Raw genomic sequence first — 24,750 nt, 5'->3', positions numbered from 1 at the left:
ATCTACAGCTATTGTAACATAATCGATACGGGGGTGAAAAAGCTAACGGATACGAGAGCGAAAAGAATCATGTAAGCGTGAAAAATTTTTTATCTTATCACTTGAAATTGGAAGGGAGATTCTTTATTATAAGAATTGTGTTAGCACTCTTTAGTGCTGAGTGCTAAAATTACATATTCATACTATTGAGGAGGTTATTACATTGTTAAAGCCATTAGGTGATCGCGTTGTCATTGAACTCGTAGAATCTGAAGAAAAAACTGCCAGCGGAATTGTGTTGCCGGATTCTGCAAAAGAAAAACCGCAAGAAGGCAAAATCGTGGCAGCTGGTTCAGGTCGCGTGTTAGAAAGCGGAGAGCGCGTTGCTTTAGAAGTAAAAGAGGGCGACCGCATTATCTTCTCAAAATACGCAGGTACTGAAGTGAAATACGAAGGTACTGAATACTTAATCTTACGTGAAAGCGACATTTTAGCTGTTATCGGCTAATTCTTAAATAAACAATACTTAAAACATTTGAGGAGGTCTTGTAAACATGGCAAAAGAAATTAAGTTTAGTGAAGAAGCTCGCCGCGCAATGCTACGCGGTGTCGATGCACTTGCCGATGCTGTAAAAGTAACTTTAGGACCAAAAGGACGCAACGTGGTTCTAGAGAAAAAATTCGGTTCTCCGTTAATCACAAATGACGGTGTAACAATCGCTAAAGAAATTGAACTCGAAGACGCATTTGAAAACATGGGTGCTAAGCTTGTTGCTGAAGTAGCCAGCAAAACAAATGACGTTGCCGGTGACGGTACAACAACTGCGACAGTTCTTGCGCAAGCAATGATCCGTGAAGGCCTTAAAAACGTAACAGCAGGCGCTAACCCTGTAGGCGTGCGTAAAGGTATGGAAAAAGCTGTAGCGGTTGCGATCGAAAACTTAAAAGAAATTTCTAAGCCAATCGAAGGCAAAGAGTCTATCGCTCAGGTTGCTGCGATCTCTGCTGCTGATGAGGAAGTCGGAAGCCTTATCGCTGAAGCAATGGAGCGCGTAGGAAACGACGGCGTTATCACAATCGAAGAGTCTAAAGGTTTCACAACTGAGCTTGAAGTTGTTGAAGGTATGCAATTCGACCGCGGATATGCGTCTCCTTACATGGTAACTGATTCTGATAAGATGGAAGCGGTTCTTGAGAATCCTTACATCTTAATCACAGACAAAAAAATCACAAACATTCAAGAAATCCTTCCTGTGCTTGAGCAGGTTGTTCAGCAAGGCAAACCATTGCTTCTGATCGCTGAGGATGTTGAAGGCGAAGCACTTGCAACACTTGTTGTGAACAAACTTCGCGGCACATTCAACGCAGTTGCTGTTAAAGCTCCTGGCTTCGGTGACCGCCGTAAAGCAATGCTTGAAGACATCGCTGTCCTTACTGGCGGAGAAGTCATCACAGAAGATCTTGGCCTTGACCTGAAATCTACTCAAATCACTCAATTGGGACGCGCTTCTAAAGTTGTTGTTACAAAAGAAAACACAACAATCGTTGAAGGCGCTGGCGAAACAGACAAAATTTCTGCCCGCGTGACTCAAATCCGCGCTCAAGTGGAAGAAACAACTTCTGAATTCGACAGAGAAAAATTACAAGAGCGTCTTGCGAAACTTGCTGGCGGCGTAGCTGTCATCAAAGTCGGCGCTGCGACTGAAACTGAGCTGAAAGAGCGTAAACTTCGCATCGAAGACGCCCTGAACTCAACTCGCGCAGCTGTTGAAGAAGGCATCGTATCCGGCGGTGGTACAGCGCTTGTCAACGTATATAACAAAGTCGCTGCAGTTGAAGCTGAAGGCGATGCGCAAACAGGTATCAACATCGTGCTCCGCGCACTCGAAGAGCCAATCCGTCAAATCGCGCACAACGCTGGACTTGAAGGATCTGTCATCGTTGAGCGCCTCAAAAACGAAGAAATCGGCGTAGGCTTCAACGCTGCAACTGGCGAATGGGTAAACATGATCGAAAAAGGTATCGTTGACCCAACAAAAGTTACACGCTCAGCTCTTCAAAACGCTGCGTCTGTAGCTGCAATGTTCTTAACAACTGAAGCTGTTGTCGCTGACAAGCCAGAAGCAAACGCTGGCGGCGCAGGAATGCCTGACATGGGCGGCATGGGCGGTATGGGCGGCATGATGTAATCAAACGGCGAAAACCCTTGATATACCAAGGGTTTGACCATTGATTTCATCTGAAATGCTCAAAAAAACAACATTTTGATAACATTTCTTCATGAAATCCCGATATTGAGGATGTTTCCGAAAGTCTTCTGGACTTTTTGCGAAGCATCCTCTTTCATTTTTTCAGTAACGTGTGTGTAAATTCTCATTGTGGTTTTCATATCATCATGACCAACTCTTTTCATGATCGTTGTAATGTCTACACGGGCTTCGGTCAACATGCTGATATGTGTGTGTCTGAAAATATGGGGTGTTGCATGCTTCTGAATAGATGTTTTCTCGAGTAACCTTTCCATACGCACAATTATATTTTTAGGCAGGAATGGATATCCATTTTCTCTCGCAAAAACAAAATTTCCATCATTGTATTCCTCTGGCTTTATTCGGGATTGAAGCCTTCTTTTTTTCTGTCGCATTTGATATTCCTTTAGCATGTCCATGATCTGATCTTCCACTTCGATTGTACGGACTGAGCCGGCTGTTTTAGGTGGGATCAATTCATACTCTTTCATGTTGTTATTTTCTGAGTATATGGTTTTGGTTATGCGGATTTCATTGGTTTCAAAATTGATGTCGGTCCATGTTAGTGCACATAATTCACCTGAACGCATTCCGGAAAAAGCCAGTAAATAAAATCTTTCAAGATCCATGTCTAATCCAAATTCCTTCACAGTCAAAAGAAATTCTTCGAGTTCCTCTTTTTCAAAATACTTTTCTTCAATAGGGTTATTTTCGATATCTTCTACAGTTAATCGTTTTTTCGGAACGACTGCACCTTCAGTTGGGCTATGTTTCAATAGCTTTTGTTGTATGGCATATTTAAAAATCAGCCCTGCTGTAGTATGGACCCCACTTATTGTATTCCGAGCATAGCCTTGTTCCGTAAGATCATTTAATATTTTTTGGTACTTTCTTGTTGTGATCTTTGCAATATTTGTTTTGGCAATATATCGGTTGAGAATTTTAATTTCTTTTGTTCTAATCCTAATGGTGCCTTTCTTGTTGCCAGTGGTAAATGCATAATCACGAATCCAATCAGCAGCCAGCTTTTCGAATGTCATCTTTTTCACGACAGACTCATCTATGCCATCTTCTACAAGAGCGGCAATAGCATCAAGGACTCTTTTTTCTGCCTCTTTTTTGGTCTTTCCTCTTCTTGCTATTTGTTTGCGTTTACCGGTGACCGGATCTCTTGGACCGTCACCCACAGCGAGCCACTTCTTTCCCTTTACTAATTCCTCAAAGTACAATTTACTCACCCCATTTTTATTGAATAGATTTATAGAGTTCTTTATACATCATGAATGAAAACTGTTTCCTTCTGTACATTTCCAGCCGTTTTGCAGCAAAAGGATATGTTACGTTGAAGTTGTCACCTATTAACTTTATAGCCTCTGACTGCATTCGCGGCAACGAAATTTTTTCAAGCATGAATGTTGGCACACAGAAATGATACATAAAACTATTAGCCTGGTATTCTTGCAATTGGCGAAACAAGCGATTCATATTGAATTGGTTTCCACAGTGTTTAATCACGTGGCCGAGTTCATGAACAAAGTCCTCCCATTGCTGCTGACGAGATGTCCTTGAATCCAACACCATGCTATAGAGACCATTTATGCAAAACATGCTGCTGGTTGTCTCCTCGTAATGAATCCATATTTCGAAAGCAGCTGCAATGCGTTCCATATCTATCTCTTCAGGAGCAAGCATATTTAATTTGAGATATATCTTTTTCACTTCTTCTTCTAAGTGTGATAATTGAATAGCCATAATTAACACCGCCAAGATGAGAATATATGTTCTGTTTTTGGTGTGAAAGAAAAGCCCTTAAGGGCCTCTCTCTATTTAACAATTCCAGCTTCGTAAAGTTTCCGATTGAAATTGTTTTCTGCTCATCACGCAAACCAAATTCCCCTTTTTATATTGAATATCTTTTATTTAAACGAGTTATCTTCGATTTAAAACCCCTCATTTATTTCGGAAGAAAATCCCGATCCAATCCAGAAGGGAATCCAGGTGAGAGGAGACGTTGAAACCCTTAATACGTAAGGGTTTAACAGCTTGTGAAATTTATCTTTCCGGATGAGAGTTCTGATCTAGTTCGGATGAGAGTTCTGATCTTATTAGTAAACAGAATTTAAACATAATAAACAAAGAAATATATAAGGTGATTGATTAACCTTTTCGACCTTTTGCTTTTTCTTTCTCTTTCAGATACTTGATGAAATCAATAGCTTGTCTACGTGCTTCTTCTGAAAAGTCAGATGCATCTTTAAAGGCGATTTGTAAGTCTGGATCATCCGTAACTTTGTAAGGGGCTTTTTCTTCATGAACAACAGGTTTTCCACTAGGTTGGTGCCCCAGTAAATAATCAACTGTTACTTCAAAGAAATTAGCAATTTTCACAAGGGTTTCGTGATCCGGTTCTCTTTTACCTTGTTCGTAAGATGCATATGTTGTACGAGCAATTCCTAAATTATCAGCAACTTCTTGTTGATTCATTTTTTTTTCGTCACGGAGTTTTTTTAGTCTAAATGAAAAATTCATAGATATCGCCTCTCGCATTTTGTGGAACTAACTATATTATAACTACACAATAAGCGTAGTATATATAGATTACTCGAAAAGAGTATTTTTTTTTGAAAAAGGGTTTACACGACTCGAAATGAGTAGTATATTTAACTCAACGACACGAAATGAGTCATGGAGGTGAAAGAAATGCCTGTCAAAACAAGAGATTGGCTAAAACACAAACGCTTATCGAAGGGGCTGACCCAAAAAGGCGTTGCTGACAAAGCTGGCATTGCTCGAACGACTTACGCTTCCATTGAACAAGGCGAAAGAAATGCAGGAGTTCTGACAGCGAAAGCTATTTCACAGGTTCTTGATTTTCATTGGACTATTTTTTTTGATGAAACACTACGCGTTTCGAGTAATGAACGTGAATCAAATTCAGCATAGGAGGTTAAAGATATGTTCACTATGCAATACGACGAACAATTCATCGATCAGATCGCTGCAAAGATTGCAGACAGAGCAACCGAAATGCTTGTTGAACGTCTTGGCTCACTGAATGAACTCCCTCCTGTTCTTACAAGGGAAGAAGCTATGAAAGTTCTACGGTGCGGTCCAACTAAGATGTCTGAGCTAATGGCTCGGCCAGATTTTCCGGTTAACAATGAGGTTGGTAAGAAAATACCGAAACATTTACTTATCAAATGGATCGAACGTAACACCCGTTGGATTGAAGACAATACAAAGTATTTTCGCAAGGAGGCAACAGCGTGAATCAACTCGTTTTTATTGAAGGCGACCAAGTTGTAACAGATAGTCTGACTGTCGCAGAAGTCTTCGGAAAACGTCATGACACGGTTTTGCGTGATATCAGAAACCTTGATTCTAGCAATGAATTTAATCTCCACAATTTTGCGGAGGTTGAATATCAGGACAATAAAAACCGCACTTATAAAAAATATCTAATCAAACGTGACGGACTCACATTTTTAGTTTTTGGTTACACGGGCGCCAAAGCAGCGCTGTTCAAAGAAAAATACATTTCCGAATTTAATCGGATGGAAGCCGAATTGCAAAAAATGACTCAGCCGTCCTACATGATCGAAGATCCAGTCAGCCGGGCAAAGCGATGGATCAGCGAGCAGGAAGAACGGCAGCAACTTGAACAAACATTGAAGATTCAAGAACCATTAGTCAACTTTGCACAGAGTTGTATGGCATCAGAAAGATCAATGCTTGTTCGTGAACTGGCAAAGCTTGCTTGTAAAAACGGAATTGTCATTGGTGAGAAACGGCTCTTTCAGAAGCTGCGCGAATGGAAGATGATCATGGCGAACAAAAATGAGCCATACCAGGAATACATCGAGCGCGGTTACTTTGAAATTGCACAGGGGGTGCGAGATGTAAAAGGGACACCGAAGTCCTGGCTGACAATGCGCATTACTCCGAAGGGACAAGCTTTTATTATCAACAAGCTCAAAAAACAGCAAGCAAGCTAATTCATTCAACACTTAAATTTTACCAAATAATTCCCCGTGAAACAGGAGGCGAACATATGTCGAACAACCCGTATAAACTCGATAATTTACCAAAGATTATGCGAGAGGTCAGAAAGGCAATCGGGCTTACTCAATTTCAATTAGGGCGGCTACTCGGCGGTAAAGATCAACGATACGTGTCAGATGTTGAAAACGGCTTGACCGCATTGACACCTGAATTGTGTATCAAGTGGTTTGAGGCTTGTGGAGCATATGAACACATTGATCTCGTACATTACTTGTTTAAGCTGCATCCAACAGCAGCCGCACCCATTGATCCTGCTTTAAATAGGAGCGCAAGTAATGCGGTTATCAATATGATTCATCAGCTTGAGGAAGCAATCCAAGCAACAAAACATCTATCCCGATGGCTAGCGAATGATCGACCAGGAAGGTCAGAGGATTTACCTTTGGGGGATATCAAGCAGATATTTGATCTAATCCCAGCAAACAAAACTCTGATTTATTCGTTAGCGCGGAGTCATGGTCTAAATATGCAAGAGCTGGCTGACAGGTGGACCCGTAAAGCGCTAATGGATCAGGTAGCAATGTCAAAACAAGAGGAAAGGAAGGCGGTTTTCGCATGAAAACTAATCAGTTTTTGAAGTCAGATGTAGATGCAGCAAAAAGAAAAATTGAATCAGCAGAAGAGCTCTCTATCATGCTTTCGGAGGCATTACGTGATGGTGATTATGAAGAGGCAATCAGTCTTGCTGGAAGTATCAAGGTTCTTACAGAGGATATCAGCCGACTGGCGAATAAAGGACGGTTGTATGAAACAGCTATGAAAATGCAACAACGAGGTATCAATTTGGCTGTGATAAGTAGGTGTCTGGGATGAACATCGAAAACCCAATGATTTTGAACAACTGGCACGATAGGCTGACTGAGCCGGAAACGCAAAAGGATTTTTTCGGGGATGAAGTAACACCTTTCGATGATTACGTGATAGATAGCGCTGAGGGTGAAGTCATCTTGAGGGAAAATCTTGAGCGGTACCTAAAGGAGCATCTTGGTTTTGAATTTAAAAATGAGCAATAAAAAAGCCCACTCTGGCAAGTGGACTCAGTAAGGCGTTTTGACTTAAATAGTTACTTAATTATACCAAAACGCCTCATAAAAATCAATGGAGGTTTTATATATGGCTAAAGCAGTTAAAGTGGCATTCAGCGAGCGTGCGGAGGATCAGCAACGTTTGAGACAGGTCGGCGGTTCAATTGTATTCGCCAAAAACGGTAAAGCGCAGTTTAGTTTCCCTTCAATGGATCACTACCGGGAATGGCAGCGGCTTGGAACGGAAGCATACAAAAGAAAGGTGGCAGAAGCACAATGAATGGCTTATCACAGGTAGATTACTCAGATTACATGCCGGCACCTCAGCAGGCATCCAGTGTGACTACAGAAGCCATGGTAAGCCGACAGGCGCAAGAAGTACAGGCTGCTATGGTAATTGCAAAGAAATTTCCGCGGGACGTATATGCGGCGTTTGATCGGATAAAAAAAGCATGCGAACGAAGATTGTTAGCTGAGAATGCGGTGTATGAATATCCCCGCGGTGGGACAAAGGTATCTGGTCCGTCAATCCGATTGGCTGAGGCATTGGCGCAGAATTGGGGCAACGTTGATTACGGAATTATGGAGCTCGAGCAAAAAGCCGGAGAATCCTCTGTCATGGCGTATGCTTGGGACCTCGAAACGAATACACGGCAAACCAAAATATTCACTGTGAAGCATGAGAGAAAGGCAAAAGGTACAGTTACAAAGCTTAATGACGCTAGAGATATTTATGAAATGGTTGCCAATCAAGGAGCCCGTCGACTACGTTCCTGCATACTTGGAGTGATTCCTGGCGATATCGTTGACGCTGCAGTTGATATGTGCCAGAAAACGTTAATAAACGGACATAAAGAACCATTGGAAGATCGGCTAAGAAATGCATTGTCAACATTCAAGAAAGAATTTGGGATCACTAAAGAAATGATTGAGGAATACGTCGGAAGTAACGTTGATGCCTTTACAGAACAAGACTTTTTAAAGATTGGCCGTATTTATACATCTTTACGTGATGGTATGGCGAAGAAAGAAGATTACTTCAATATCAAGACAACAGGCCCAACTAAATCAAAGGCTGAGGAAGAGTTCAAAAAGCAAAAAGAGCAAGCTGACAAGCCTGCTGAAAGCAAAGAAAAGGCGGGTGATCCTGCTAATGCGGATACCGGCGCTAAACAAGGAGAGCTATTATTCTAACGAGATTGATAGATACTACATGTCGAACTCTCAATATAAAAGCTTTCTTCAATGTGAGGCAGCAACGATGGCAAAGATTAACGGAGAATGGACGCCCCCAACATCGGAGGTCCTTCTCTTCGGTCAATACGTTCATGCCTGGCTTGAAGGTGAACAGGCTTTTGATGAATTTAAGAAGAACACACCTTCACTATTTACTCAGAAAGGCCAACTGTACAAGCAGTATCAGTTAGCTGATTTGATGATTGAGGCAATTCAACATGACGATCTCTGTATGTTCGTTCTTCAAGGTGAAAAGGAAGTCATTGTATCTGCTGAATTGTTCGGTGTTCCGTGGAAAGGAAAGCTGGACGTATACAACCCAGCTGGCGGCCGTTTCTCTGATCTGAAAACAGCACGGTCATTGCGGGAAAAAGTTTGGGACCCGGAATTAGGATATTGCTCATTTGTCGAGGCGAATGGCTATATTGCACAAATGGCACTATATGCAGAGCTTGAAAAAAGAATGACTGGACGGAATGAATGGCTTGAGCCCCTGATCGTAGGGGTTTCAAAAGAAGATCCACCTGATAAAGCTGTCATCAATATTGATGAAGGCAGGATGGAAGTAGAGCTTGAGGATATTGAAAAACGGATGGAACGAATTATCCAAGTTAAATACGGTGGGGAGAAGCCCGAACGGTGTGAAAAATGCAAGTATTGCCGGGCAACTAATCAACTGAACAGTATCATTCATTTTTCGGAGCTGGTTAGTTGATGGAAAGGGCGATGATCAAAGTCCCTATTCCCCATTGTTATGTCTGGCTTGTGAAGACCGTCCGCAGAGATATGCGAAAAGATTTGTATACGCGGTATGTTACTGATTATCTCAAAAGAAATGAACCGACGCTGCGATTGATTGATATTGATTTTAGAGCCCTGACAGCACTGTGTGAAAGGAAGTAGGTGAGCGGCATGGATATGCACGGTTTGGGGTATGTGATCCTGCCCCGGCTACCCTTTAAGGATTCACGCGACGAGACGATTTACGATCATTTATTTAAAAGGGCTGAATACAGGTCAGATCAACAATTAGAGCCCGGCCAAACAATTATCAAACTGGTGGATCTGGCTAAACGCTTTAACTGGTCAGCTGATCAAATCAAGTATTCATTGGATCGAATGGTAAAGCAAGAATATTTGAAGTTGGACCGGCTGCCACAAAAGCGCGGTTTTATCGTAACGGTTCTTCATTACGCTGAGTACATACAACTAGGAAATTACAACAAGAAAAAAGACTTGGCACCAGCACAAGAAAAGCAGCAGGAGGATGAGAAGAAAATGAAGAGTAACGCATTTGCATTTTTCGAGGATGAGGGATTCGGCCTTCTATCATCGTTCATGGCTGAGAAGCTTAATAGCTTGATAGACGATTATGGCGAAGATAAGGTACTGGAGGCAATGAAAGAGGCAGTAACGCGGAACGCTCGCAATCTGGTCTATGTACAGCGCATTCTCCAGTCAAACAAGAACAAAAGTAAGGAGTGGCAACATGGAAATACACAAAACGCAAAGTACGGACGCTGCAATGGCAGCAATACTGAAAAAACTCCAGGAAAGGTCAGCCCAATTTTCGGCGGGGTCGGCCGGGTCAGAAGAAAAGGCTGAATATGAATGTCCGAAATGCAAAGATCAACTTGGCTACATCGAGAACAAGGACGGATATGAGGTTTGGGTCCGGTGCAAATGCATAGAGCGCCGGCGGATCCGGAAACTGATGAATTCTAGTGACATAACTGCTGAATTTGAGAAGTTGAAGTTCAAGAATTTTATAACCGAAGGAAAGCCAGCTGTCGTGAAAGACACTTACGATACTGCGGTGGAATACTACAAGGATTTTGACAGTATCAGGAGCACCAGAAGCAACAGCATTGCTTTACTGGGGCAGCCAGGCTCAGGGAAAACGCACTTGTTAACAGCTATTTCAAACAAGCTGATCAAATCGAAAAATATCGCGGTTCAGTATTTTCCTTACGTGGAAGGCTTCAATGATTTGAAAGATGATTTTGACAAGCTTGAAGAAAAACTCAATCGCATGAAAGAGGTTGAAGTGCTGTTTATAGATGATCTGTTCAAGCCTGTGTACACAAACACCAAAGAAGGACGGACTAAGAAACCACGAGCAACCGATTGGCAAGTGGAGCAGACATACTCCGTCATCAATTATCGATATTTGAACCATAAACCGGTTCTTATCTCAAGCGAATTGGACATCGAAGAGTTGGTTGATATAGACGAGGCGCTCGGCACCCGGATTTATGAAATGTGCGCGGACTATTGTGTGATCATCAAGGGCGACAGAATGCAATTAAATCATAGATTGGCAGGGTTGCGGAATGGATGAAAAAACGAACTTTAATGGACCCGGAGGAATGTATTTGTTCGGGCCTGCTGAACAAAAGAGCGGCGAGGACCTCACACCGGCTATTCGAGTGCTTGAGGAAAAGATCAGACAAATGGAGCTGATGCTCAGTGCTTAAAGCGGTGATCCTGCTGCCGGCCATCATATTCACGGCGCCGTACAAGGAAAAGCAAATTCAGTATTGGGAACAGATTGACGGGAGGTAATGACGAGTGAGTCTCATTCAGTTTATAGTTTACGGCGAACCGGTTGCCCAGGGGCGGCCGCGGGGATCGGTTCGAAATGGCAAGGTTAGAATGCATGATCCTGCAAAATCAAAGGATTTCAAACAGTATGTTGCATTAGTTGCGTCACAGTATCGACCAGAGAAGGTTATTACTGGTCCTGTCGCAATGGATGTCAGAGTATTCAGACCGATGCCGAAAAAAGTTTCTAACTCGAAAAAGAAAAAGGAGAGTGCAGAGAAGGGACTTCTTCGCCCAACCACAAAGCCGGACGTTGATAACTATGTGAAGGGTGTCAAAGATGCTTTAAACCATCTGATATACAAGGATGATAGTCAAGTAGTGGATTTGAAAGTCAGCAAGTTTTATAGCGAAGAGCCAAGAGTGGAAGTGATCATTACAGAGATTGCACAGTAAAACAAAAAAAGCACCGAAGCGTATGCCCCGATGCATTGATATGAACTGGTACTTCTATCATAGCACAGGGGGCGCTAAGAATGTACAACCCAAGAGAAATTAATTTAAGCAAAGATACAACAATCGAACAGGCAATTGAGCCGGGCAAAATACAGATTCTTATTTTAGATGGGAACGAGGGCACTGCACATGTCCTTGAAGCCCCAGAACACGGAGAAACAATCATTCAAACAATTAAGGGCGGTCTGTCTCGATTAGATTATAGGATCGGCCACAAATTCAAATAGCAGGGGCTTTCCCCTGCGGGGGAGGAACGGACATGAATAAATTACAGGAAATTAAAGCGCGTATTTCAAAACTAAAAGGCTATGAAAATGCTAAGCCAACAGATCAATACTGGATGGATAAAGAGCATATTGACTTTCTAATTGATCGGACTGAACTGTCTGTTAAACAGCAGGAAATCATCGAGGAAAACAAGCGCCAGCAGGAAGTAACGGTTCATCAATTCCGGCAGGCTCAAAAGGACATTCAGCATCTAAGCGGCGATAGGAAACGATACAAACAGGCATTAGAGAAGATCATAACAAATCTCACTTTCGCGATTACAGTTGCCCAAAATGAATTGGAGGGTGATGTGAAATGAACAAGGATATTCAATTTTTGAAAGAGCTTCAAAAGCAATTGAAAACACAGGATCATGACTCTCAAGCTGCACCCCGGTTTTGGACAGTCGGTGATTATGAATGGGTTGAAGCTCGGGAGGAAAACGCAGAGCGTTATTCTGTATACCTGCCATATATTGCAGAAGCCTATGTTTTTGATGATTATCTAGAAGAAATAAAAGAAGATAGTGAGCTGTCTAAAGAAGCCTTAACAGAGTTGCAAGAAATTGAGGACGACTATGACGATGCTATTGAGTGGATACAAAAATACATTGATGAAGAAGCAGAATTAATTCCAGAAAGAAAGGTTCACATTATACAACCAAATACAATGTTTTTGACAAATACAGAAGCAAAGAGCCACATCAAATTGAACAAGCACCATTACACTTCAGAAGCTCATACGTACGCTATGACAGCTTGGAGAGCACCAAAAGTTGAACGATTGCTTAAAATTCTTGAAACGTTTGATTGGGATTCGCTTGGGAAAGAAGGTGCTGCAGAATGATCCCTTTACAAGTCGAGCTTCAGCGGGCAGTCAAAGCCACGAAAGACGAAGCGATGACAGTTGAGCAGGCAGCGGAATATTTGAAAGTGCATCCAGATTACATACCGGTGCTTGTGGCAAAGTCAGACGATCTGAAAATGATCGGTGATGAAACAATCATTGCAAAGCGTGATAAGACGAATGGCTGGCTGATTGGGGGTATTGGGGTGGTTTTATTCTTTGCTATTGCGGTTCTGCCGGGGATAGGGGGATAAGGTATGATCGAATACAGCTGCCCGAAATGCGGCTGTAGTATGGATGTTGAGGAGGAGATTATAAGTTGATAAAATAGGATTAATAGGAAAATATTGAAGTGTGGAAGTGGGAAAATTGAAATGGAAAAAAAATTAAGTGAATTATTAAGTTATTTTGAAGTGCCTAGCTACGTTATTATGCTAGTAGGTCTCGCTTTGTATCTGATTAGGATTTTACACCCAATTACTCTTTTTTCTTCGAATGTTGTTGAACAGAGATTGTTTTCAAAAGAACAAATCTTTAGTTTGAAAGTAACTAAACATATTTTGAATACGTTATTTTGGGTGATTGTTTTATATCCAACAACATTTTATCTCAGGCATATTATACCTGGACCTAATGATTTAATTTCCTATGTGATTGTATTTGTTGGTGGAATTATATGGAGCGTAGTGAAAATAACAAATGAAGGAGCTTTTTCAAAAATCAAGTCTAGTAGACTATGTAAAGGTTTATTTGTTTTAGTTTTTATGATTTGTTTAATACTTTTTTATATGGAGCTTTATAGCTTCTTTATAGATTTACCGTTTTCGGAAAAGGAAAAGTTTAACCTGAAAGTTTTTGGGTGGAGTATGCTTGTTTTATTCTTATTTACACTTCCAATTCCTTTTATTTTAAAACCTATTTCCAAAATTATTAAATGGTCAAGCGAACAAATTGTTTATATAGAAGATGAAAAAAAACGAAAATGGTATATTTTATATTCAATAAATAAAGAGACTGTCTTGTTAGGAAATAAAAATGAACATAGACTATGCACTAAAACTATGATCAAGAGGAAAGAAGAACTATATAACACACCAATCGAGATGGTTAAACCTGATAATTAAGTCCAAGACGGAAAGCCTGCGGACACTGAACTTACAGCATTATCGCTGTTTGTTTGGTGTCCGTTTTTTATTTCGCAACTATCTGGATGTCTATCGCGATTACTACTCGTGAAAGGAGTGATTGGACATGAAACAGCCCAAAAAGAAACCATCACTGAAGCAACAGGAGCACTCAGATCGTTTCTGGCAATCAATGATGAACACGAACATGCAAACACTCAGACGCGGCAAAGGCGGCGCTTATAAACGCAGAAAGTAAAAGGGGGGTTTCAGGATGAAATACGGATTCGCTTATAAAAACGGAAAGCTTGTAAATATCTTTTGCGGCAAAGAAGAGCTCTATAACGAGTTGAAAGCCTTCTTGGTCAAAACTTTCAGTATCAGTGTGAAAGAGGTATCAAGGACTCAATATATCGCAGAACAAAAAGCAAACAACTGGAATGACACTTACTCTATTTAACTATCAGGAGGGAAAGCACTATGACAGATCAAATGATTGCTTGGGAGATTGAGGAATGGATTCGTGATTATAAATTCATGCTGCGGGAGATCAAAAGGCTCAACCGTGTGTTGAACAAAGTAGACTTTATTAGCACAAAGCTCACTGCAACATATGGGGAAGAAGCGGGCATGCCAAGGGGATCAGCAGGCGTCAGTCAGGCAGAATTGCGACAGATGGACCGAAGAGAAAGACGGCTCCACAAATATGAATCTATTTTGCATTACCTGGACAACGCTATGGAACACATTGAAGACGAAAAGCACCGTATCGTTTATGATTGCATGATGGAAGGCATGAGCTACACTGCTATTGCAAACCACCTTGATTGCTCCCGAGATACCATCAGAAAGATCAAAACAGCCATAATCGGCAACATCGTCAATAAAGTCAAAGAAGCCAACACTCTGCAATATTTGAACTCATTTAAATCGGCGGTGTAAAATGGGAGGCAGGATCGGCGCGGCGGATTATTCCTGCGTCACCACCAATTTCATATAGTGATCTAAAGCTCTATGCCCTTAATGGGTTGTAGGGCTTTTTTATATCAAGTAGCAGCAAGCGGAGCGTCATCAGTAAGGTGATGTTCTTTTTATATATTGTAAACTGCTTCCGGTAAGCCTCAGGATAGACAATTAGCGGTTAACGGCTTGAGTGCGGTGGCAGTTTAGAAAGAATATGATTGGAGGGATCAATATTAAAAAAGCTCTAAAGCCCTGCAATGAACCTGGCTGTCCCAACCTAACACGGGAGGGCTACTGCGAACAGCATAAGCGAACCAAGCCGGCCTATGATCAATATCGGGGGTCCGCTGCCAAACGGGGGTATAACAGCAGGTGGAGGCAGACGCGTCTTGGCTACTTGTCAAAGCATCCGTTCTGTGTATCGTGCATGCTGGAAGGTAGACGGGTGCCGGCAACAGTAGTCGACCATATCAAACCGCATAAAGGAGACATGAAACTCTTTTGGGACTCAAGCAATTGGCAGCCACTATGTGCACCATGCCATAGCCGGAAGACAGCGAAGGAGGATGGAGGATTTGGGAACAGAACATCAAACATGCATGTGTGATGAATGTGGAACAATGCTCTTGGTCAAAGGATGCTCAAAGGTCAGGAAGCATGACGATGGCATTCGTGAGCATTATATCAAGTGTCCTCGGTGTCGGACTGAGTATACATCCTATTACACCAATGCTGACATAAGACGTTTGCAACATAAGGTAAAGAAACTGTTTGCTCTTCGTGCAACGATGAAAAAGGAAACGGCATTCGATCTGTATACAAAGAAATTAAAAGAAGCAAAAAAGAAATTAGAAGCCGCAATGCTGCAGTTGAAAGAGGAAATGAGCACCCCCCACCCTAAAATCTCTGAGGGGTGAACGCCGGAGACCGCGCTCCCCTCCCCATTTTGAAAAATTCCCTAAATGAAAATTCGGAAGGAGGTGAGGGAATGGCTAGACCGAGGCAACCTGTTGATTTGCTACTGGTGAAAGGGAAGAAACACCTGACACAGCAAGAGATTGAGGAGCGTCGAGCACAGGAAATAAAGGCACCAAACGACAAAGTAAAAGCTCCATCATATTTGCCAAAAGACTTAAAAAGAGAGTTTAAAAAGATAGCGGACGAGCTGAAAAACATCGGGATTATGACCAATTTAGATGTTGATGCGCTTGCCCGTTTTTTGTTTGCCCGGAAATTATATTTGCAAGTAACAGAGCAATTGCTTGAACGGGGTCCGATGAAAACAGTGATCGTTAGAAAATTTGATGATGACGGGAATGTAATAGGTGAAGAAGAAAAGGTTGTACCGAATGATGACTATTCTGAACTATTGATAAACCAAGACAAGTTGTTTAAACAATGCCGGCAAGCTTCAAGCGATTTAGGACTGACCATTTCCTCTCGCTGTAAACTCGTCATCCCGAAAAAAGATGATGGGAAACCGAAGTCAAAAGAGGAAGAACGGTTCGGGGGCCGCATGTAATGCAAGAGATTAATGCCGAAATTCTCATTGAACGGGTATGGTCATACGCTGAGAAAATCCGTTCTGGTGAAATCAAGGCAAGCAAAAAGCACAGATGGGCTGTTGAGCGCTTTTTTCGAGATGTTGAACGCCTCGCAGATGATGACTGTCCTTATTATTTTGACGCTGAGGCTGTTGTCGATTTTTATGAATGGGCGCGGCAATTCAGACACGTCGAGGGGATTCTTGCCGGACAGCCGATTGAGCTTACAGACTTTCAGCTTTTTATAGCGGCTAATATCTACGGTTTTTATAAAAAAGAAAACGGTGCTCGGCGATTTCGAAAAGTTTATATCCAGCTGGCCCGGAAAAATGCGAAATCACAGTTTCTTGCTTTAGTGGCATCATACGAGATTTTTCCGACGCAAGAAAAACACCGGGTATTTATCGCCGGCTGGTCCAGAGAACAATCAGATGAGGTTTATCAAGCCATACTCGAACAGCTGCATCATGCGCCCATACTGAAAGGGAAATACTCCTCAGCCAATGGGCGAGTAAAAAAATACAAGACAAACTCCATCATTCAGCCTTTATCTCGGGAAGCCCGGAAGTTAGGGGACGGGAAAAACCCATCTATTGGGATAGTGGACGAATATCATGCTCATGAAACAAGTGAAATTTATGATGTTCTTGATAGTGGTATGGTCGCCCGCCGCAGCCCGTTAATGGCTGTTATTACGACAGCCGGCTTTCATATGGAAAGGCCGTGTTTCAGGGAATATCAATATACAAGTAAAATTCTTGATCCAGACATTGACACGGAGAATGATGATTATTTTGTTATGATCTGTGAACTTGATCCAGAGGACGATATAAAAGACGAATCAAACTGGATTAAAGCCAATCCCATTGTTGCAACGTATCCAGAGGGCATGGAGTCTTTGCGTGCTGCGCTTAAAGTAGCGCTCGAAGTTCCCGAAAAAATGAGAAGCTTTCTAACTAAAAATATGAATCGATGGGTTGATCAGAAGGATAATGGATATATGAACATGACAAAATGGCGGGCATGCAGCGGTGACATTCCTGATTTACAGGGCATGTCAGTTTACCTTGGGCTTGATCTGTCCATGACTACAGACTTAACATCCGTTGGATATGTGGCCGTGCAGGATGGCTTGTTCTACGTTGGTCAACATTCCTTTATGCCTGAGGCACGAGCCAAGGAAAAAATGGCAACAGATAAGGTGCCGTATGATTTGTGGAAAGAGATGGGTTACATTACGTATACGGCAGGGGAAGCGGTTGATTATCAACGAGTCGAACAGTGGATCATAGAATTTATTCATAAACATCGTTTTCGGCCACAAGAGATTGTATACGATAAATGGAACGCTCTTCATTTAGCCCAACGTCTTGAATCAAAAGGGCTGACGACAGTCGAAATGCCACAAAGAATAAATCATCTTTCATTACCTACAAAGAGTTTTCGGGAAAACGTTTATGAGGGGAAAGTCATACACGGTGACGATCCGGTTTTAACATGGGCCATTAATAACGCGATTACGAAAATTGATCCGCAGGAAAATATCATGCTGGATAAAGCAAAATCGAAGCAAAGGATCGACCCTATTGCAGCTGTTATAAATGCGTATGCCCGTGCGATGTACTTCGGCAATAGTGGAAGAATTGATTTGAATGAACATTTTGGGTCCGGCAATTTCAGTTTTTAGGATGTGAGAAGTATGAAAAAGGTTAGTGCCTTTTTTGCAGCTATGTTTAACCCTAGAGTTATGAAAAGAGGGTTTTCTTTTTTCTTGTTGATATTAAATGATCTGCTGTTCATCACGGGTACAGGCTTTATCCTGACAGCTGCTTATAGATGGAACACAAACATCGGTCTGATTCTGACGGGTGTCTTTTTTATGTTTTATGCCTATCTTCTGACCAAGAAAGCGAGGTGAAATAGTTGTTAATAGATCGGATGTTTGAAAAACGGTTCGGTTCAACGGATATAGACGGTTTCAATGATTTATTTGTAAATTTATTCGGCGGCCGGAAAACAGCGAGCGGCGAAACTGTAAATGAAAGAAATTCATTGGTGCAGCCTGACGTTTTTGCATGCGTGAACGTATTATCAGATGATATTGCAAAATTGCCGATCCATACGTTTCAAAAAACAGAAAACGGCATAGAACGTAATCCGGATCATCCCACTGCCTACGCTGTTTATGCACGTCCTAATCCTTATATGACGGCTTTTGTGTGGAAAAAGTTGATGATGACGCAAGTGCTGACATGGGGAAATGGTTACTCATATATCCAATTCGGTGAAAACGGTTATCCAAAAGCGCTGTCTCCTTTACGTCCTGAAACTACAAACGCTTATATTAGTCCGAATACGGGCATGTTGTGGTATCAAACGGTGGTCAATGGAAAGGCCGTGGAGCTGTATGATCATGAAGTGCTGCATTTTAAAGGACTTTCAACAGATGGCATACACGGAAAATCACCCATAGGGGTAGTACGGGAACATATCGGGGCACAATCGGCAGCCACAAAATACAATGCCAAGTTGTACAAAAATGAAGCAACACCGCGCGGAATCTTGAAAGTTCCTGCTTTTTTAGATGAGAAGCCTAAAGAGAATGTTCGTAAAGAATGGAAAAGAGTAAACCAGGGCGAAAATATTGCGATCATCGACAATGGCTTAGAATATCAATCTATTTCTATGCCATTGCAAGAAGCTCAGTTTGTAGAGTCGATGAAATTTAACAAAGCACAAATTTCTATGATCTATAAAGTACCTTTGCATAAACTCAATGAACTGGACAAAGCCACCTTCTCCAATATTGAGCATCAGTCTATTGAATACGTCAGAAACACTCTGCAGCCATGGATTGTGAATTTTGAACAAGAACTCAACGTGAAATTATTTATGGATCACAGCCAGAGAAGCGGCCACTATGTAAAATTCAATGTCGATAGTGAGTTACGGGGAGATAGTCAGTCACAGGCAGAGTATTTTAAAACAATGCATGAAACAGGGGTGCTGAATAAAAACGAAATTAGAGAGCTCATTGAACGCAATCCGATTCAACACGGAGAGAAATATCTCGCCAGCTTAAATTATGTGTTTCTTGATTTCATGGAAGAATATCAGCGCCTTAAAGCTGGCGGCGCCGTGAAAGGGGGTGACATCAAGAATGAAGGATAAGGAAGTCCGGCAGTTAACGACACCCATTGAGATACGTTCAGAAGGTGAAGGGCAAAGCGAATTTGTCGAAGGTTACGCTTTAAAATTTGAAAAGTGGTCAGAGCGTTTAGGGTGGTTCAAGGAGATTATCAGCAGGAATGCACTTGATTCAGCCGATCTGTCAAACGTTATTGCTCTTTTTAATCATCAGCAAGACTTTCCTTTGGCGAGAAATACTGTTTCAGGCGATTCTGGGCGTCTTGACCTTGAAATAGATGGAATAGGTCTCAAATTCAGATTTAAGCCCTCAGACACGTCATATGCTCGTGATTTAATGGAGAATGTCCGCAGCGGTGTTATTAATCAATGCTCTTTTGCTTTTTCACTCGATTATGGCGACGCAGACGCGGACGAGTGGCGGCTAAATGAAGATGAGGACATCTATGAGAGAAGAATCAATAAAATACACCGTATTTTTGACATATCTCTTGTCACGACGCCGGCGTATAGCGATACAGAGGCAGTCGTAGGCGCCCGCAGTTTGGAAAAAGTGGAGCAATTGAAGGAGAGCCGCAACGCATCAGATGAAACATTAAAAATGGAATTGGAACTACTTGACCTTGTACTCCCGGAGTAAGGTCTTTTTTTGTGTCTAAATAAGGAGGAAACCAATATGCCAATGCAAATGAGCAAAAAAGAAATTCAATTAAGACAGCAATTTACTGAAAAGAAGCAGCAAGCAGACAAGGCGCTGCAGGAGGGAAAAACCGATGAGGCGCGTGCCTTGCTTGATGAAGTGAAGCAGCTCAAGAATCAAATTGAATTGATGACAGAAGGACGTTCACTTGATGTGCCTGACTTGCCGGGTGGTGTGAATTTTGTGCCGGAGCAGGAGCGGAATCCAGAAGGTAGGACAGGTGATACAGGAGCAAAAGAGGAGCGTCAAAAGATGTTCGCTCAAGCATTCATGAAGTCCCTTCGAGGCAAGCGTTTAACTGATGAGGAACGTGACTTATTTGAAAGTGAAGAGTTTCGGGCAATGTCCGGTAAAAATGAAGAAGATGGCGGCATCTTAATTCCCGAAGATATTTCTAGACTGATCAAAGAGTTAAAAAGGGAGCAAGTACATCAGTTAGAGCAATACGTGACTGTTGAGCCAGTTGCAACTCGTTCAGGAAGTCGGATGCTTGAGAAAAATAGTGATTTGACTCCGTTTGCAGTTCTTGAAGAAATGGACGAGATTCAAGAAACGGATCAGCCGAAATTCTCCAAACTCTCTTATAACATTGTGGATTATGCTGGCATCTTGCCACTTTCAAATACACTACTTCAAGATACAGATCAAGCAATCATGGCCTATGTTGCTAAATGGTTTGTAAAGAAATCAATCGCGACTAGAAACGCTCTTATTTTGTCAATTCTAGATAAATTGAAAAAGGTTGAATTTAAAGGCTTAGATACTATCAAAAAGACTTTGAACGTAACGCTTGATCCAGCAATATCACCAAACGCAATTATCATGACTAACCAAGACGGATTTGATTATCTTGATCAGTTAAAGGATGCAGACGGTAAATATCTGCTTAAAGATATTCCTTCTGAACCAACAAACAAAATGTTATTTGGCCGTCGGGTAGTGGTCATTCCAAACAAGGTATTAAAAACGAAATCAGGAAAAGCGCCTGTTATTATTGGCGACCTTAAAGAAGCAATTGTATTATTCGATCGTCAGCAACAATCCATTGCCTCTACCGATGTCGGTGCTGGTGCATTTGAGACAAATACAACTAAAGTGCGCGCAATTGAGCGTGAAGACGTAAAATTGTGGGATTCTGAGGCGGTTGTGTACGGTCAATTGACATTACCTGATGCTGCTTAAATAAAGGAGGAATTCAAATGCGGGTAACTAAAAATTACACTACTGATGGCGGGGATCGTACCGTCATTGGCGGTGTTTTAGAAATTGCCGGAGGCAAGGTCATTAAAGATGGACAAGAAGTCAGTTTAGACGGCGGCAGACAAGCAGAACCCGGCCCCGGCAGTGTAACCCATGAAATGCTGGCGGATAAGTCAGTCCGCAGTAACAATATTGGGACCGGAAGCGTAATGGAAGAGCACTTGAATTCAGCTATCACAGAAAGACTATCAAGTTTAGAAGATAGATTGAAAGCATTAGAGACATCGAAAACAGAACCAGCTGCAGCTGAATGAAAAATATAAAAGAAAAGGATGAGTGAAAATGGCAGAAGATTATCTTTATGAGAGTGGCGGAGTAAAAACATCATCAGAAAAGGGGGCTGACGGTAAAGCAATTACACCTGTTTATCTAAAAGAAAACAGTGAGGATAACCCTGTCTATGTGAAAGGACTTCAAGGTGAACCGGGACCCCAAGGTGAACCCGGGCCGCCCGGTCCAAAGGGCGATCCAGCTGTAATTGAAGAAGGCTCTATTACTCACGAAATGTTGGGGGAAAAGTCTGTTCGCAGCAATAACATTGGCTCTGGAAGTGTCATGATGGACAATTTAAATTCAGATGTAAAAACAGTATTTGACCAGTTGCAAAAACAAATTGATGAGTTGAAAAATGAGGTGCAGACGCTTAAAGGAACAGATGAAGCGCCACAAGAATAAGGCGGTGTGTATTAAATGGATTTAGAGGCTATTAAAAACTATTTAAAGGTCGATCATGAAGAAGATGATCGCCAACTCTTGAAACAAATAGCGGCGGCCAAAAGCTATATCATAAATGGAATAGGCCGGTATATTGAAGGGCACCCGCAATTTGAGTTGGTACTTCAAATGCTTGTTGAACATTGGTATGAAAACAAAGGGATATATGAGTCCGGTGGCACCGGCTCGTCTATTCCTTTTACTGCTGAAAATATATTGACGCAGCTGCGTTATACATCCGAAGGAGAGCAAGACCATGAAGAAGAAAATCAGCGAACTCCGGCACAGACTGACCTTTCAAAAGAAGGAGTCAATACAGGATAAAGAACTGAATTGGAATGAGAAATATATTGATTTATTTACTGTATGGGGAGCAATAGAAGGATTTAGTTCTCTCGGAAAAAATGAATCTGTTATCGCGGGGGCATGGGGAGTGAAATCACCGAAAAAGATCACCATTCGTTATCGGGATGACGTTCAACAAGATATGAGGATTGTGAAGTGTGTCGGCAGAAATGAAAAGAATGAACCGATGTTCCGTACCTTTGATGTGATAGATTTTAACGATCCCGAAGATAACAAGGAAGAGCTTGAGATCATGTGTCAGGAGGTCGGTTTGAATGGCTAATATGGACATTGACGGCCTCGATGAGTTAACTGCGTTTTTTGAAAAGATTGGCGGCGATGTTGAGAAAGTTGAACCCGTAGCATTAAAGGCCGGCGGTGAAATCATCGCCGAACGGCAGCGCGGCCACGTTAATCGAAGTGATAAACAACAGCCTCATATGCAGGACAATATCACAGTTTCTAATGTAAGAGAATCCAAGGACGGAGAGAAATTTGTTTCTGTTGGTCCGAATAAAAAAGTCGCTTACCGTGCCAATTATCTTGAATGGGGCACATCAAAAATGCCGCCTCATCCGTTCATAGAAAAAGGTGGAGATGAAGGGGAGGGGCCTGCTGTGGCATTAATGGAGCGAATCCTAACAGCGCCGATCAAATGACAATGGACCCGGTTAGTGAATTAGTCAAAACTCTTACATCCAGTTCTAAATTGAATGAATTAGTAACGGGCGGAATCCATAATCTCACCGCAAATGATGTGAATGCATTTCCGAGAGTCGTATTTTATGAGCTTAAAGATGCTGATGCCGGTTATGCAGATAATGAAGCATACTGTTTTGAAGTTCGGTTTCAGATGAGTATATTCACTCAAGCAAGTACGCGGAGATTTGAAAAGCTCATTGCTTATGAAATAGATAAATTAATGCGATCAATTGGTTATGGTCGATATGATTCGCAAGCATTGTACGAAGAAGACACAAAAGTCTATCACAAAGCTATGAGGTATATGAAAGGCTATTTTAAGGAGGAAGAATAGATGGGAAAAATCTTAACCGGACTGGATATGTTCCATATCGCAGAAGTTCTGCAAGATACAAAAGATGAACTTGAATTTTCAGTACCAGAGGAATTACCGGGTGCAGTTAGTATGAAACTTGATCCGAAGTCTGAAACAGAAACTTTCTATGCGGATAACGGCGCGTATGCACAGTTAAGCAGCTTAGGAGACATTGACGGGGAAATGGAAGTCGCAGATTTACCCCTTGATATGCAGGCGAGGATTTTCGGGAAAACGGTTGAAAATGGTATTCATTTCTCTAGTGCAGATGACCGGCCACTAGAGATTGCGCTGGGTTTCCGTGCGAAAATTTCAACTGGTGGATACCGTTACTATTGGGCTTTAAAAGGGAAGCCGGAACTAGTTCCAGTTGAACATAAAACGGAGGAAGGAAAACCGTCGCCTCAATCTACACAAGTGAAAATTAAATTTAGTCCATTGACAAATGTGAAAAAAGGAAAGAGAAGATGGGAAGCCAAAGCCGAAGAAGGAAACGGCATTAATGCTGATACTTGGTTCAGACAAGTTGTCTATAACAAAGATAGTTTTATTTCTGGCGGAAATGATGAAGTTGTTGACGTTGGTAAATAAGTAACCTGAGCGCTTTAAGCGCTCTTTTTTCTTGAATTAAAAGGAGGAATGAAAGTGGAGGCTTTAACAATCACTCTAAGAATTGACGGGAAAGACAAAAAGTTTGTGACACCAGACTTCATTTCCGGAAAGTTGTTTCGCAGTGCTGCGGCTATTGCGGAAGACTTTGAATCTAACGATACTGACAGGCTGTTTACTGAAAAACAAAATGAATTTGTCTGTAATGTATTCGGAAATAAATTCACGCTTGATCAATTTGAAGAGGGAATCGATTCCCGACTAGCTGGAAGAACAATTTATGCTACTGCAAATTATGTTCTTGGAAACATAACAGAAGCAAGCGCTCTGTTAAATCCGAATCAGAATGCAGATGGTGAAGAACCGGGGGAGTAAGTTTGTCCGAGGCTGTCATGGATATGTATAACGCCTTGGAAGAAGTCGGGTTCTCTCAAAACCAAATTGATGAAATGGACATTGTGTATCATCTCAAACGGTTGGCAAGGAGAAAAGAAACGACTGAAAATCCGAAACCTAATGAGAATGATCAAGTGTACATAGATCAGATTTTAGGATAAGGAGGT

The 24,750-nt window shown here is 41.8% G+C and carries 42 protein-coding genes and 1 pseudogene; 40 read left to right on the top strand and 3 right to left on the bottom strand.

The window, feature by feature from the left end:
- The first annotated feature begins 202 nt into the window (after positions 1–202).
- Together groES and groL are read left to right on the top strand one after the other, a co-directional pair.
- Entirely contained in the window at positions 203–487 is a 285-nt protein-coding gene (gene groES / locus Q3W56_RS06500; protein WP_003155970.1) for a co-chaperone GroES, read from the top strand.
- A 46-nt stretch (positions 488–533) separates the two neighbouring features.
- The gene (groL, locus tag Q3W56_RS06495; protein WP_302894888.1) at positions 534–2,168 is read left to right on the top strand and encodes a chaperonin GroEL; all 1,635 of its coding nucleotides are present in this window, start codon (positions 534–536) and stop codon (positions 2,166–2,168) included.
- Between the two features lie 89 nt (positions 2,169–2,257).
- Here groL and Q3W56_RS06490 read toward each other — a convergent pair whose 3' ends face one another.
- From Q3W56_RS06490 to Q3W56_RS06480, 3 genes are all read right to left on the bottom strand, one after another.
- Positions 2,258–3,457 (bottom strand): tyrosine-type recombinase/integrase, encoded by a 1,200-nt coding sequence (locus tag Q3W56_RS06490; protein WP_302894887.1) that lies wholly within the window; start codon positions 3,455–3,457, stop codon positions 2,258–2,260.
- A 16-nt stretch (positions 3,458–3,473) separates the two neighbouring features.
- Entirely contained in the window at positions 3,474–3,980 is a 507-nt protein-coding gene (locus Q3W56_RS06485; RefSeq protein ID WP_302894886.1) for an ImmA/IrrE family metallo-endopeptidase, read from the bottom strand.
- Between the two features lie 405 nt (positions 3,981–4,385).
- Positions 4,386–4,757, bottom strand: a complete 372-nt coding sequence (locus tag Q3W56_RS06480; RefSeq protein ID WP_087987854.1) for a helix-turn-helix domain-containing protein — start codon at positions 4,755–4,757, stop codon at positions 4,386–4,388.
- A 171-nt stretch (positions 4,758–4,928) separates the two neighbouring features.
- On the opposite strand from Q3W56_RS06480, the gene Q3W56_RS06475 reads away from it, so the two are divergent.
- The 38 genes and pseudogenes from Q3W56_RS06475 (at position 4,929) to Q3W56_RS06290 (ending at position 24,744) form a co-directional block, all read left to right on the top strand.
- The gene (locus tag Q3W56_RS06475; RefSeq protein ID WP_087987853.1) at positions 4,929–5,171 is read left to right on the top strand and encodes a helix-turn-helix transcriptional regulator; all 243 of its coding nucleotides are present in this window, start codon (positions 4,929–4,931) and stop codon (positions 5,169–5,171) included.
- 12 nt (positions 5,172–5,183) lie between these two features.
- Positions 5,184–5,498 (top strand): hypothetical protein, encoded by a 315-nt coding sequence (locus tag Q3W56_RS06470; RefSeq protein WP_069837289.1) that lies wholly within the window; start codon positions 5,184–5,186, stop codon positions 5,496–5,498.
- Entirely contained in the window at positions 5,495–6,223 is a 729-nt protein-coding gene (locus Q3W56_RS06465; protein ID WP_302894885.1) for a Rha family transcriptional regulator, read from the top strand. Before Q3W56_RS06470 ends, Q3W56_RS06465 begins: the two co-directional genes overlap by 4 nt.
- A gap of 56 nt (positions 6,224–6,279) precedes the next feature.
- Positions 6,280–6,849: a helix-turn-helix domain-containing protein gene (locus Q3W56_RS06460; RefSeq protein ID WP_302894884.1), complete on the top strand. Its 570-nt coding sequence runs from the start codon at positions 6,280–6,282 to the stop codon at positions 6,847–6,849.
- The gene (locus tag Q3W56_RS06455; RefSeq protein ID WP_033884313.1) at positions 6,846–7,103 is read left to right on the top strand and encodes a YqaH family protein; all 258 of its coding nucleotides are present in this window, start codon (positions 6,846–6,848) and stop codon (positions 7,101–7,103) included. Before Q3W56_RS06460 ends, Q3W56_RS06455 begins: the two co-directional genes overlap by 4 nt.
- A complete protein-coding gene (locus Q3W56_RS06450; protein WP_302894883.1) occupies positions 7,100–7,303 on the top strand; it encodes a YqaI family protein in 204 nt (67 codons plus the stop codon). Before Q3W56_RS06455 ends, Q3W56_RS06450 begins: the two co-directional genes overlap by 4 nt.
- 100 nt (positions 7,304–7,403) lie before the next feature.
- The gene (locus Q3W56_RS06445) at positions 7,404–7,595 is read left to right on the top strand and encodes a hypothetical protein (protein WP_041339356.1); all 192 of its coding nucleotides are present in this window, start codon (positions 7,404–7,406) and stop codon (positions 7,593–7,595) included.
- Positions 7,592–8,509: a hypothetical protein gene (locus Q3W56_RS06440; RefSeq protein ID WP_302894882.1), complete on the top strand. Its 918-nt coding sequence runs from the start codon at positions 7,592–7,594 to the stop codon at positions 8,507–8,509. The genes Q3W56_RS06445 and Q3W56_RS06440 overlap by 4 nt, the downstream gene beginning before the upstream one ends.
- Complete coding sequence (locus tag Q3W56_RS06435; RefSeq protein ID WP_302894881.1) at positions 8,469–9,266, top strand: PD-(D/E)XK nuclease-like domain-containing protein; 798 nt, start codon at positions 8,469–8,471, stop codon at positions 9,264–9,266. The genes Q3W56_RS06440 and Q3W56_RS06435 overlap by 41 nt, the downstream gene beginning before the upstream one ends.
- A gap of 197 nt (positions 9,267–9,463) precedes the next feature.
- Positions 9,464–10,156 carry a DnaD domain-containing protein gene (locus Q3W56_RS06430; protein WP_302894880.1) on the top strand — a complete coding sequence of 231 codons (693 nt, stop codon included), beginning with the start codon at positions 9,464–9,466 and terminating at the stop codon, positions 10,154–10,156.
- Positions 10,041–10,892: an ATP-binding protein gene (locus Q3W56_RS06425; RefSeq protein WP_302894879.1), complete on the top strand. Its 852-nt coding sequence runs from the start codon at positions 10,041–10,043 to the stop codon at positions 10,890–10,892. The genes Q3W56_RS06430 and Q3W56_RS06425 overlap by 116 nt, the downstream gene beginning before the upstream one ends.
- The gene (locus Q3W56_RS06420; protein ID WP_302894878.1) at positions 10,885–11,028 is read left to right on the top strand and encodes a hypothetical protein; all 144 of its coding nucleotides are present in this window, start codon (positions 10,885–10,887) and stop codon (positions 11,026–11,028) included. Before Q3W56_RS06425 ends, Q3W56_RS06420 begins: the two co-directional genes overlap by 8 nt.
- A gap of 94 nt (positions 11,029–11,122) precedes the next feature.
- Complete coding sequence (locus Q3W56_RS06415; protein WP_069837300.1) at positions 11,123–11,551, top strand: RusA family crossover junction endodeoxyribonuclease; 429 nt, start codon at positions 11,123–11,125, stop codon at positions 11,549–11,551.
- An 80-nt stretch (positions 11,552–11,631) separates the two neighbouring features.
- Positions 11,632–11,838 (top strand): XtrA/YqaO family protein, encoded by a 207-nt coding sequence (locus tag Q3W56_RS06410; protein ID WP_139451244.1) that lies wholly within the window; start codon positions 11,632–11,634, stop codon positions 11,836–11,838.
- Between the two features lie 32 nt (positions 11,839–11,870).
- A complete protein-coding gene (locus Q3W56_RS06405; RefSeq protein WP_302894877.1) occupies positions 11,871–12,197 on the top strand; it encodes a VWA domain-containing protein in 327 nt (108 codons plus the stop codon).
- Positions 12,194–12,724 (top strand): hypothetical protein, encoded by a 531-nt coding sequence (locus Q3W56_RS06400; protein WP_302894876.1) that lies wholly within the window; start codon positions 12,194–12,196, stop codon positions 12,722–12,724. Before Q3W56_RS06405 ends, Q3W56_RS06400 begins: the two co-directional genes overlap by 4 nt.
- Entirely contained in the window at positions 12,721–12,978 is a 258-nt protein-coding gene (locus Q3W56_RS06395; RefSeq protein WP_302894875.1) for a hypothetical protein, read from the top strand. The genes Q3W56_RS06400 and Q3W56_RS06395 overlap by 4 nt, the downstream gene beginning before the upstream one ends.
- 120 nt (positions 12,979–13,098) lie before the next feature.
- The gene (locus Q3W56_RS06390; protein ID WP_268523131.1) at positions 13,099–13,848 is read left to right on the top strand and encodes a hypothetical protein; all 750 of its coding nucleotides are present in this window, start codon (positions 13,099–13,101) and stop codon (positions 13,846–13,848) included.
- 127 nt (positions 13,849–13,975) lie between these two features.
- Complete coding sequence (locus tag Q3W56_RS06385) at positions 13,976–14,107, top strand: hypothetical protein (protein ID WP_268523130.1); 132 nt, start codon at positions 13,976–13,978, stop codon at positions 14,105–14,107.
- 15 nt (positions 14,108–14,122) lie between these two features.
- Positions 14,123–14,292 (top strand): annotated as a pseudogene (locus tag Q3W56_RS06380) (hypothetical protein).
- Between the two features lie 36 nt (positions 14,293–14,328).
- The gene (locus Q3W56_RS06375; protein ID WP_302894874.1) at positions 14,329–14,790 is read left to right on the top strand and encodes a hypothetical protein; all 462 of its coding nucleotides are present in this window, start codon (positions 14,329–14,331) and stop codon (positions 14,788–14,790) included.
- Positions 14,791–15,043: 253 nt separating this feature from the next.
- Positions 15,044–15,418: an HNH endonuclease signature motif containing protein gene (locus Q3W56_RS06370; RefSeq protein WP_302894904.1), complete on the top strand. Its 375-nt coding sequence runs from the start codon at positions 15,044–15,046 to the stop codon at positions 15,416–15,418.
- Positions 15,387–15,728 (top strand): transglycosylase, encoded by a 342-nt coding sequence (locus Q3W56_RS06365; RefSeq protein WP_302894873.1) that lies wholly within the window; start codon positions 15,387–15,389, stop codon positions 15,726–15,728. The genes Q3W56_RS06370 and Q3W56_RS06365 overlap by 32 nt, the downstream gene beginning before the upstream one ends.
- 71 nt (positions 15,729–15,799) lie before the next feature.
- A complete protein-coding gene (locus tag Q3W56_RS06360) occupies positions 15,800–16,333 on the top strand; it encodes a phage terminase small subunit P27 family (RefSeq protein ID WP_017697674.1) in 534 nt (177 codons plus the stop codon).
- Entirely contained in the window at positions 16,333–18,042 is a 1,710-nt protein-coding gene (locus tag Q3W56_RS06355; protein ID WP_302894872.1) for a terminase large subunit, read from the top strand. Before Q3W56_RS06360 ends, Q3W56_RS06355 begins: the two co-directional genes overlap by 1 nt.
- A 12-nt stretch (positions 18,043–18,054) precedes the next feature.
- Positions 18,055–18,273, top strand: a complete 219-nt coding sequence (locus Q3W56_RS06350; RefSeq protein WP_302894905.1) for a hypothetical protein — start codon at positions 18,055–18,057, stop codon at positions 18,271–18,273.
- A 5-nt stretch (positions 18,274–18,278) separates the two neighbouring features.
- Positions 18,279–19,526: a phage portal protein gene (locus Q3W56_RS06345; protein ID WP_483298523.1), complete on the top strand. Its 1,248-nt coding sequence runs from the start codon at positions 18,279–18,281 to the stop codon at positions 19,524–19,526.
- On the top strand, positions 19,516–20,142 hold the full coding sequence (locus tag Q3W56_RS06340) for an HK97 family phage prohead protease (protein WP_268447175.1): 627 nt from the start codon (positions 19,516–19,518) through the stop codon (positions 20,140–20,142). Before Q3W56_RS06345 ends, Q3W56_RS06340 begins: the two co-directional genes overlap by 11 nt.
- A gap of 36 nt (positions 20,143–20,178) precedes the next feature.
- Complete coding sequence (locus Q3W56_RS06335) at positions 20,179–21,384, top strand: phage major capsid protein (RefSeq protein WP_302894871.1); 1,206 nt, start codon at positions 20,179–20,181, stop codon at positions 21,382–21,384.
- Positions 21,385–21,401: 17 nt separating this feature from the next.
- Complete coding sequence (locus Q3W56_RS06330; RefSeq protein WP_302894870.1) at positions 21,402–21,716, top strand: hypothetical protein; 315 nt, start codon at positions 21,402–21,404, stop codon at positions 21,714–21,716.
- 28 nt (positions 21,717–21,744) lie between these two features.
- Positions 21,745–22,137 (top strand): collagen-like protein, encoded by a 393-nt coding sequence (locus Q3W56_RS06325; protein WP_302894902.1) that lies wholly within the window; start codon positions 21,745–21,747, stop codon positions 22,135–22,137.
- Positions 22,138–22,152: 15 nt separating this feature from the next.
- Entirely contained in the window at positions 22,153–22,500 is a 348-nt protein-coding gene (locus tag Q3W56_RS06320) for a head-tail connector protein (protein WP_302894869.1), read from the top strand.
- Positions 22,433–22,804 carry a phage head closure protein gene (locus tag Q3W56_RS06315; RefSeq protein ID WP_302894868.1) on the top strand — a complete coding sequence of 124 codons (372 nt, stop codon included), beginning with the start codon at positions 22,433–22,435 and terminating at the stop codon, positions 22,802–22,804. Before Q3W56_RS06320 ends, Q3W56_RS06315 begins: the two co-directional genes overlap by 68 nt.
- A complete protein-coding gene (locus Q3W56_RS06310; RefSeq protein ID WP_302894867.1) occupies positions 22,797–23,180 on the top strand; it encodes an HK97-gp10 family putative phage morphogenesis protein in 384 nt (127 codons plus the stop codon). The genes Q3W56_RS06315 and Q3W56_RS06310 overlap by 8 nt, the downstream gene beginning before the upstream one ends.
- On the top strand, positions 23,177–23,557 hold the full coding sequence (locus tag Q3W56_RS06305) for a hypothetical protein (protein ID WP_268453683.1): 381 nt from the start codon (positions 23,177–23,179) through the stop codon (positions 23,555–23,557). Before Q3W56_RS06310 ends, Q3W56_RS06305 begins: the two co-directional genes overlap by 4 nt.
- Positions 23,558–24,169, top strand: a complete 612-nt coding sequence (locus Q3W56_RS06300) for a major tail protein (RefSeq protein WP_268395707.1) — start codon at positions 23,558–23,560, stop codon at positions 24,167–24,169. It abuts the gene before it with no gap.
- Between the two features lie 54 nt (positions 24,170–24,223).
- A complete protein-coding gene (gene gpG, locus Q3W56_RS06295; RefSeq protein ID WP_003220222.1) occupies positions 24,224–24,562 on the top strand; it encodes a phage tail assembly chaperone G in 339 nt (112 codons plus the stop codon).
- A 2-nt stretch (positions 24,563–24,564) separates the two neighbouring features.
- Positions 24,565–24,744 (top strand): hypothetical protein, encoded by a 180-nt coding sequence (locus Q3W56_RS06290; protein ID WP_268377658.1) that lies wholly within the window; start codon positions 24,565–24,567, stop codon positions 24,742–24,744.
- The last annotated feature ends 6 nt before the right edge of the window (positions 24,745–24,750 follow it).

The organism is Bacillus sp. C28GYM-DRY-1 (assembly GCF_030519405.1).
Taxonomy (GTDB): Bacteria; Bacillota; Bacilli; order Bacillales; family Bacillaceae; genus Bacillus; species Bacillus spizizenii_A.
This window is presented reverse-complemented; position numbering and strand designations above follow the sequence as displayed.

Bases quoted from the DNA above. Each gene is read 5' to 3' on its own strand.
- groL (WP_302894888.1), top strand. From the start codon at position 534: ATGGCAAAAGAAATTAAGTTTAGTGAAGAAGCTCGCCGCGCAATGCTA.
- Q3W56_RS06485 (WP_302894886.1), bottom strand. From the start codon at position 3,980: ATGGCTATTCAATTATCACACTTAGAAGAAGAAGTGAAAAAGATATAT.
- Q3W56_RS06480 (WP_087987854.1), bottom strand. From the start codon at position 4,757: ATGAATTTTTCATTTAGACTAAAAAAACTCCGTGACGAAAAAAAAATG.
- Q3W56_RS06475 (WP_087987853.1), top strand. From the start codon at position 4,929: ATGCCTGTCAAAACAAGAGATTGGCTAAAACACAAACGCTTATCGAAG.
- Q3W56_RS06470 (WP_069837289.1), top strand. From the start codon at position 5,184: ATGTTCACTATGCAATACGACGAACAATTCATCGATCAGATCGCTGCA.
- Q3W56_RS06460 (WP_302894884.1), top strand. From the start codon at position 6,280: ATGTCGAACAACCCGTATAAACTCGATAATTTACCAAAGATTATGCGA.
- Q3W56_RS06455 (WP_033884313.1), top strand. From the start codon at position 6,846: ATGAAAACTAATCAGTTTTTGAAGTCAGATGTAGATGCAGCAAAAAGA.
- Q3W56_RS06450 (WP_302894883.1), top strand. From the start codon at position 7,100: ATGAACATCGAAAACCCAATGATTTTGAACAACTGGCACGATAGGCTG.
- Q3W56_RS06445 (WP_041339356.1), top strand. From the start codon at position 7,404: ATGGCTAAAGCAGTTAAAGTGGCATTCAGCGAGCGTGCGGAGGATCAG.
- Q3W56_RS06440 (WP_302894882.1), top strand. From the start codon at position 7,592: ATGAATGGCTTATCACAGGTAGATTACTCAGATTACATGCCGGCACCT.
- Q3W56_RS06435 (WP_302894881.1), top strand. From the start codon at position 8,469: ATGCGGATACCGGCGCTAAACAAGGAGAGCTATTATTCTAACGAGATT.
- Q3W56_RS06430 (WP_302894880.1), top strand. From the start codon at position 9,464: ATGGATATGCACGGTTTGGGGTATGTGATCCTGCCCCGGCTACCCTTT.
- Q3W56_RS06425 (WP_302894879.1), top strand. From the start codon at position 10,041: ATGGAAATACACAAAACGCAAAGTACGGACGCTGCAATGGCAGCAATA.
- Q3W56_RS06420 (WP_302894878.1), top strand. From the start codon at position 10,885: ATGGATGAAAAAACGAACTTTAATGGACCCGGAGGAATGTATTTGTTC.
- Q3W56_RS06410 (WP_139451244.1), top strand. From the start codon at position 11,632: ATGTACAACCCAAGAGAAATTAATTTAAGCAAAGATACAACAATCGAA.
- Q3W56_RS06405 (WP_302894877.1), top strand. From the start codon at position 11,871: ATGAATAAATTACAGGAAATTAAAGCGCGTATTTCAAAACTAAAAGGC.
- Q3W56_RS06400 (WP_302894876.1), top strand. From the start codon at position 12,194: ATGAACAAGGATATTCAATTTTTGAAAGAGCTTCAAAAGCAATTGAAA.
- Q3W56_RS06395 (WP_302894875.1), top strand. From the start codon at position 12,721: ATGATCCCTTTACAAGTCGAGCTTCAGCGGGCAGTCAAAGCCACGAAA.
- Q3W56_RS06390 (WP_268523131.1), top strand. From the start codon at position 13,099: ATGGAAAAAAAATTAAGTGAATTATTAAGTTATTTTGAAGTGCCTAGC.
- Q3W56_RS06385 (WP_268523130.1), top strand. From the start codon at position 13,976: ATGAAACAGCCCAAAAAGAAACCATCACTGAAGCAACAGGAGCACTCA.
- Q3W56_RS06375 (WP_302894874.1), top strand. From the start codon at position 14,329: ATGACAGATCAAATGATTGCTTGGGAGATTGAGGAATGGATTCGTGAT.
- Q3W56_RS06360 (WP_017697674.1), top strand. From the start codon at position 15,800: ATGGCTAGACCGAGGCAACCTGTTGATTTGCTACTGGTGAAAGGGAAG.
- Q3W56_RS06355 (WP_302894872.1), top strand. From the start codon at position 16,333: ATGCAAGAGATTAATGCCGAAATTCTCATTGAACGGGTATGGTCATAC.
- Q3W56_RS06350 (WP_302894905.1), top strand. From the start codon at position 18,055: ATGAAAAAGGTTAGTGCCTTTTTTGCAGCTATGTTTAACCCTAGAGTT.
- Q3W56_RS06340 (WP_268447175.1), top strand. From the start codon at position 19,516: ATGAAGGATAAGGAAGTCCGGCAGTTAACGACACCCATTGAGATACGT.
- Q3W56_RS06335 (WP_302894871.1), top strand. From the start codon at position 20,179: ATGCCAATGCAAATGAGCAAAAAAGAAATTCAATTAAGACAGCAATTT.
- Q3W56_RS06330 (WP_302894870.1), top strand. From the start codon at position 21,402: ATGCGGGTAACTAAAAATTACACTACTGATGGCGGGGATCGTACCGTC.
- Q3W56_RS06325 (WP_302894902.1), top strand. From the start codon at position 21,745: ATGGCAGAAGATTATCTTTATGAGAGTGGCGGAGTAAAAACATCATCA.
- Q3W56_RS06320 (WP_302894869.1), top strand. From the start codon at position 22,153: ATGGATTTAGAGGCTATTAAAAACTATTTAAAGGTCGATCATGAAGAA.
- Q3W56_RS06315 (WP_302894868.1), top strand. From the start codon at position 22,433: ATGAAGAAGAAAATCAGCGAACTCCGGCACAGACTGACCTTTCAAAAG.
- Q3W56_RS06310 (WP_302894867.1), top strand. From the start codon at position 22,797: ATGGCTAATATGGACATTGACGGCCTCGATGAGTTAACTGCGTTTTTT.
- Q3W56_RS06305 (WP_268453683.1), top strand. From the start codon at position 23,177: ATGACAATGGACCCGGTTAGTGAATTAGTCAAAACTCTTACATCCAGT.
- Q3W56_RS06300 (WP_268395707.1), top strand. From the start codon at position 23,558: ATGGGAAAAATCTTAACCGGACTGGATATGTTCCATATCGCAGAAGTT.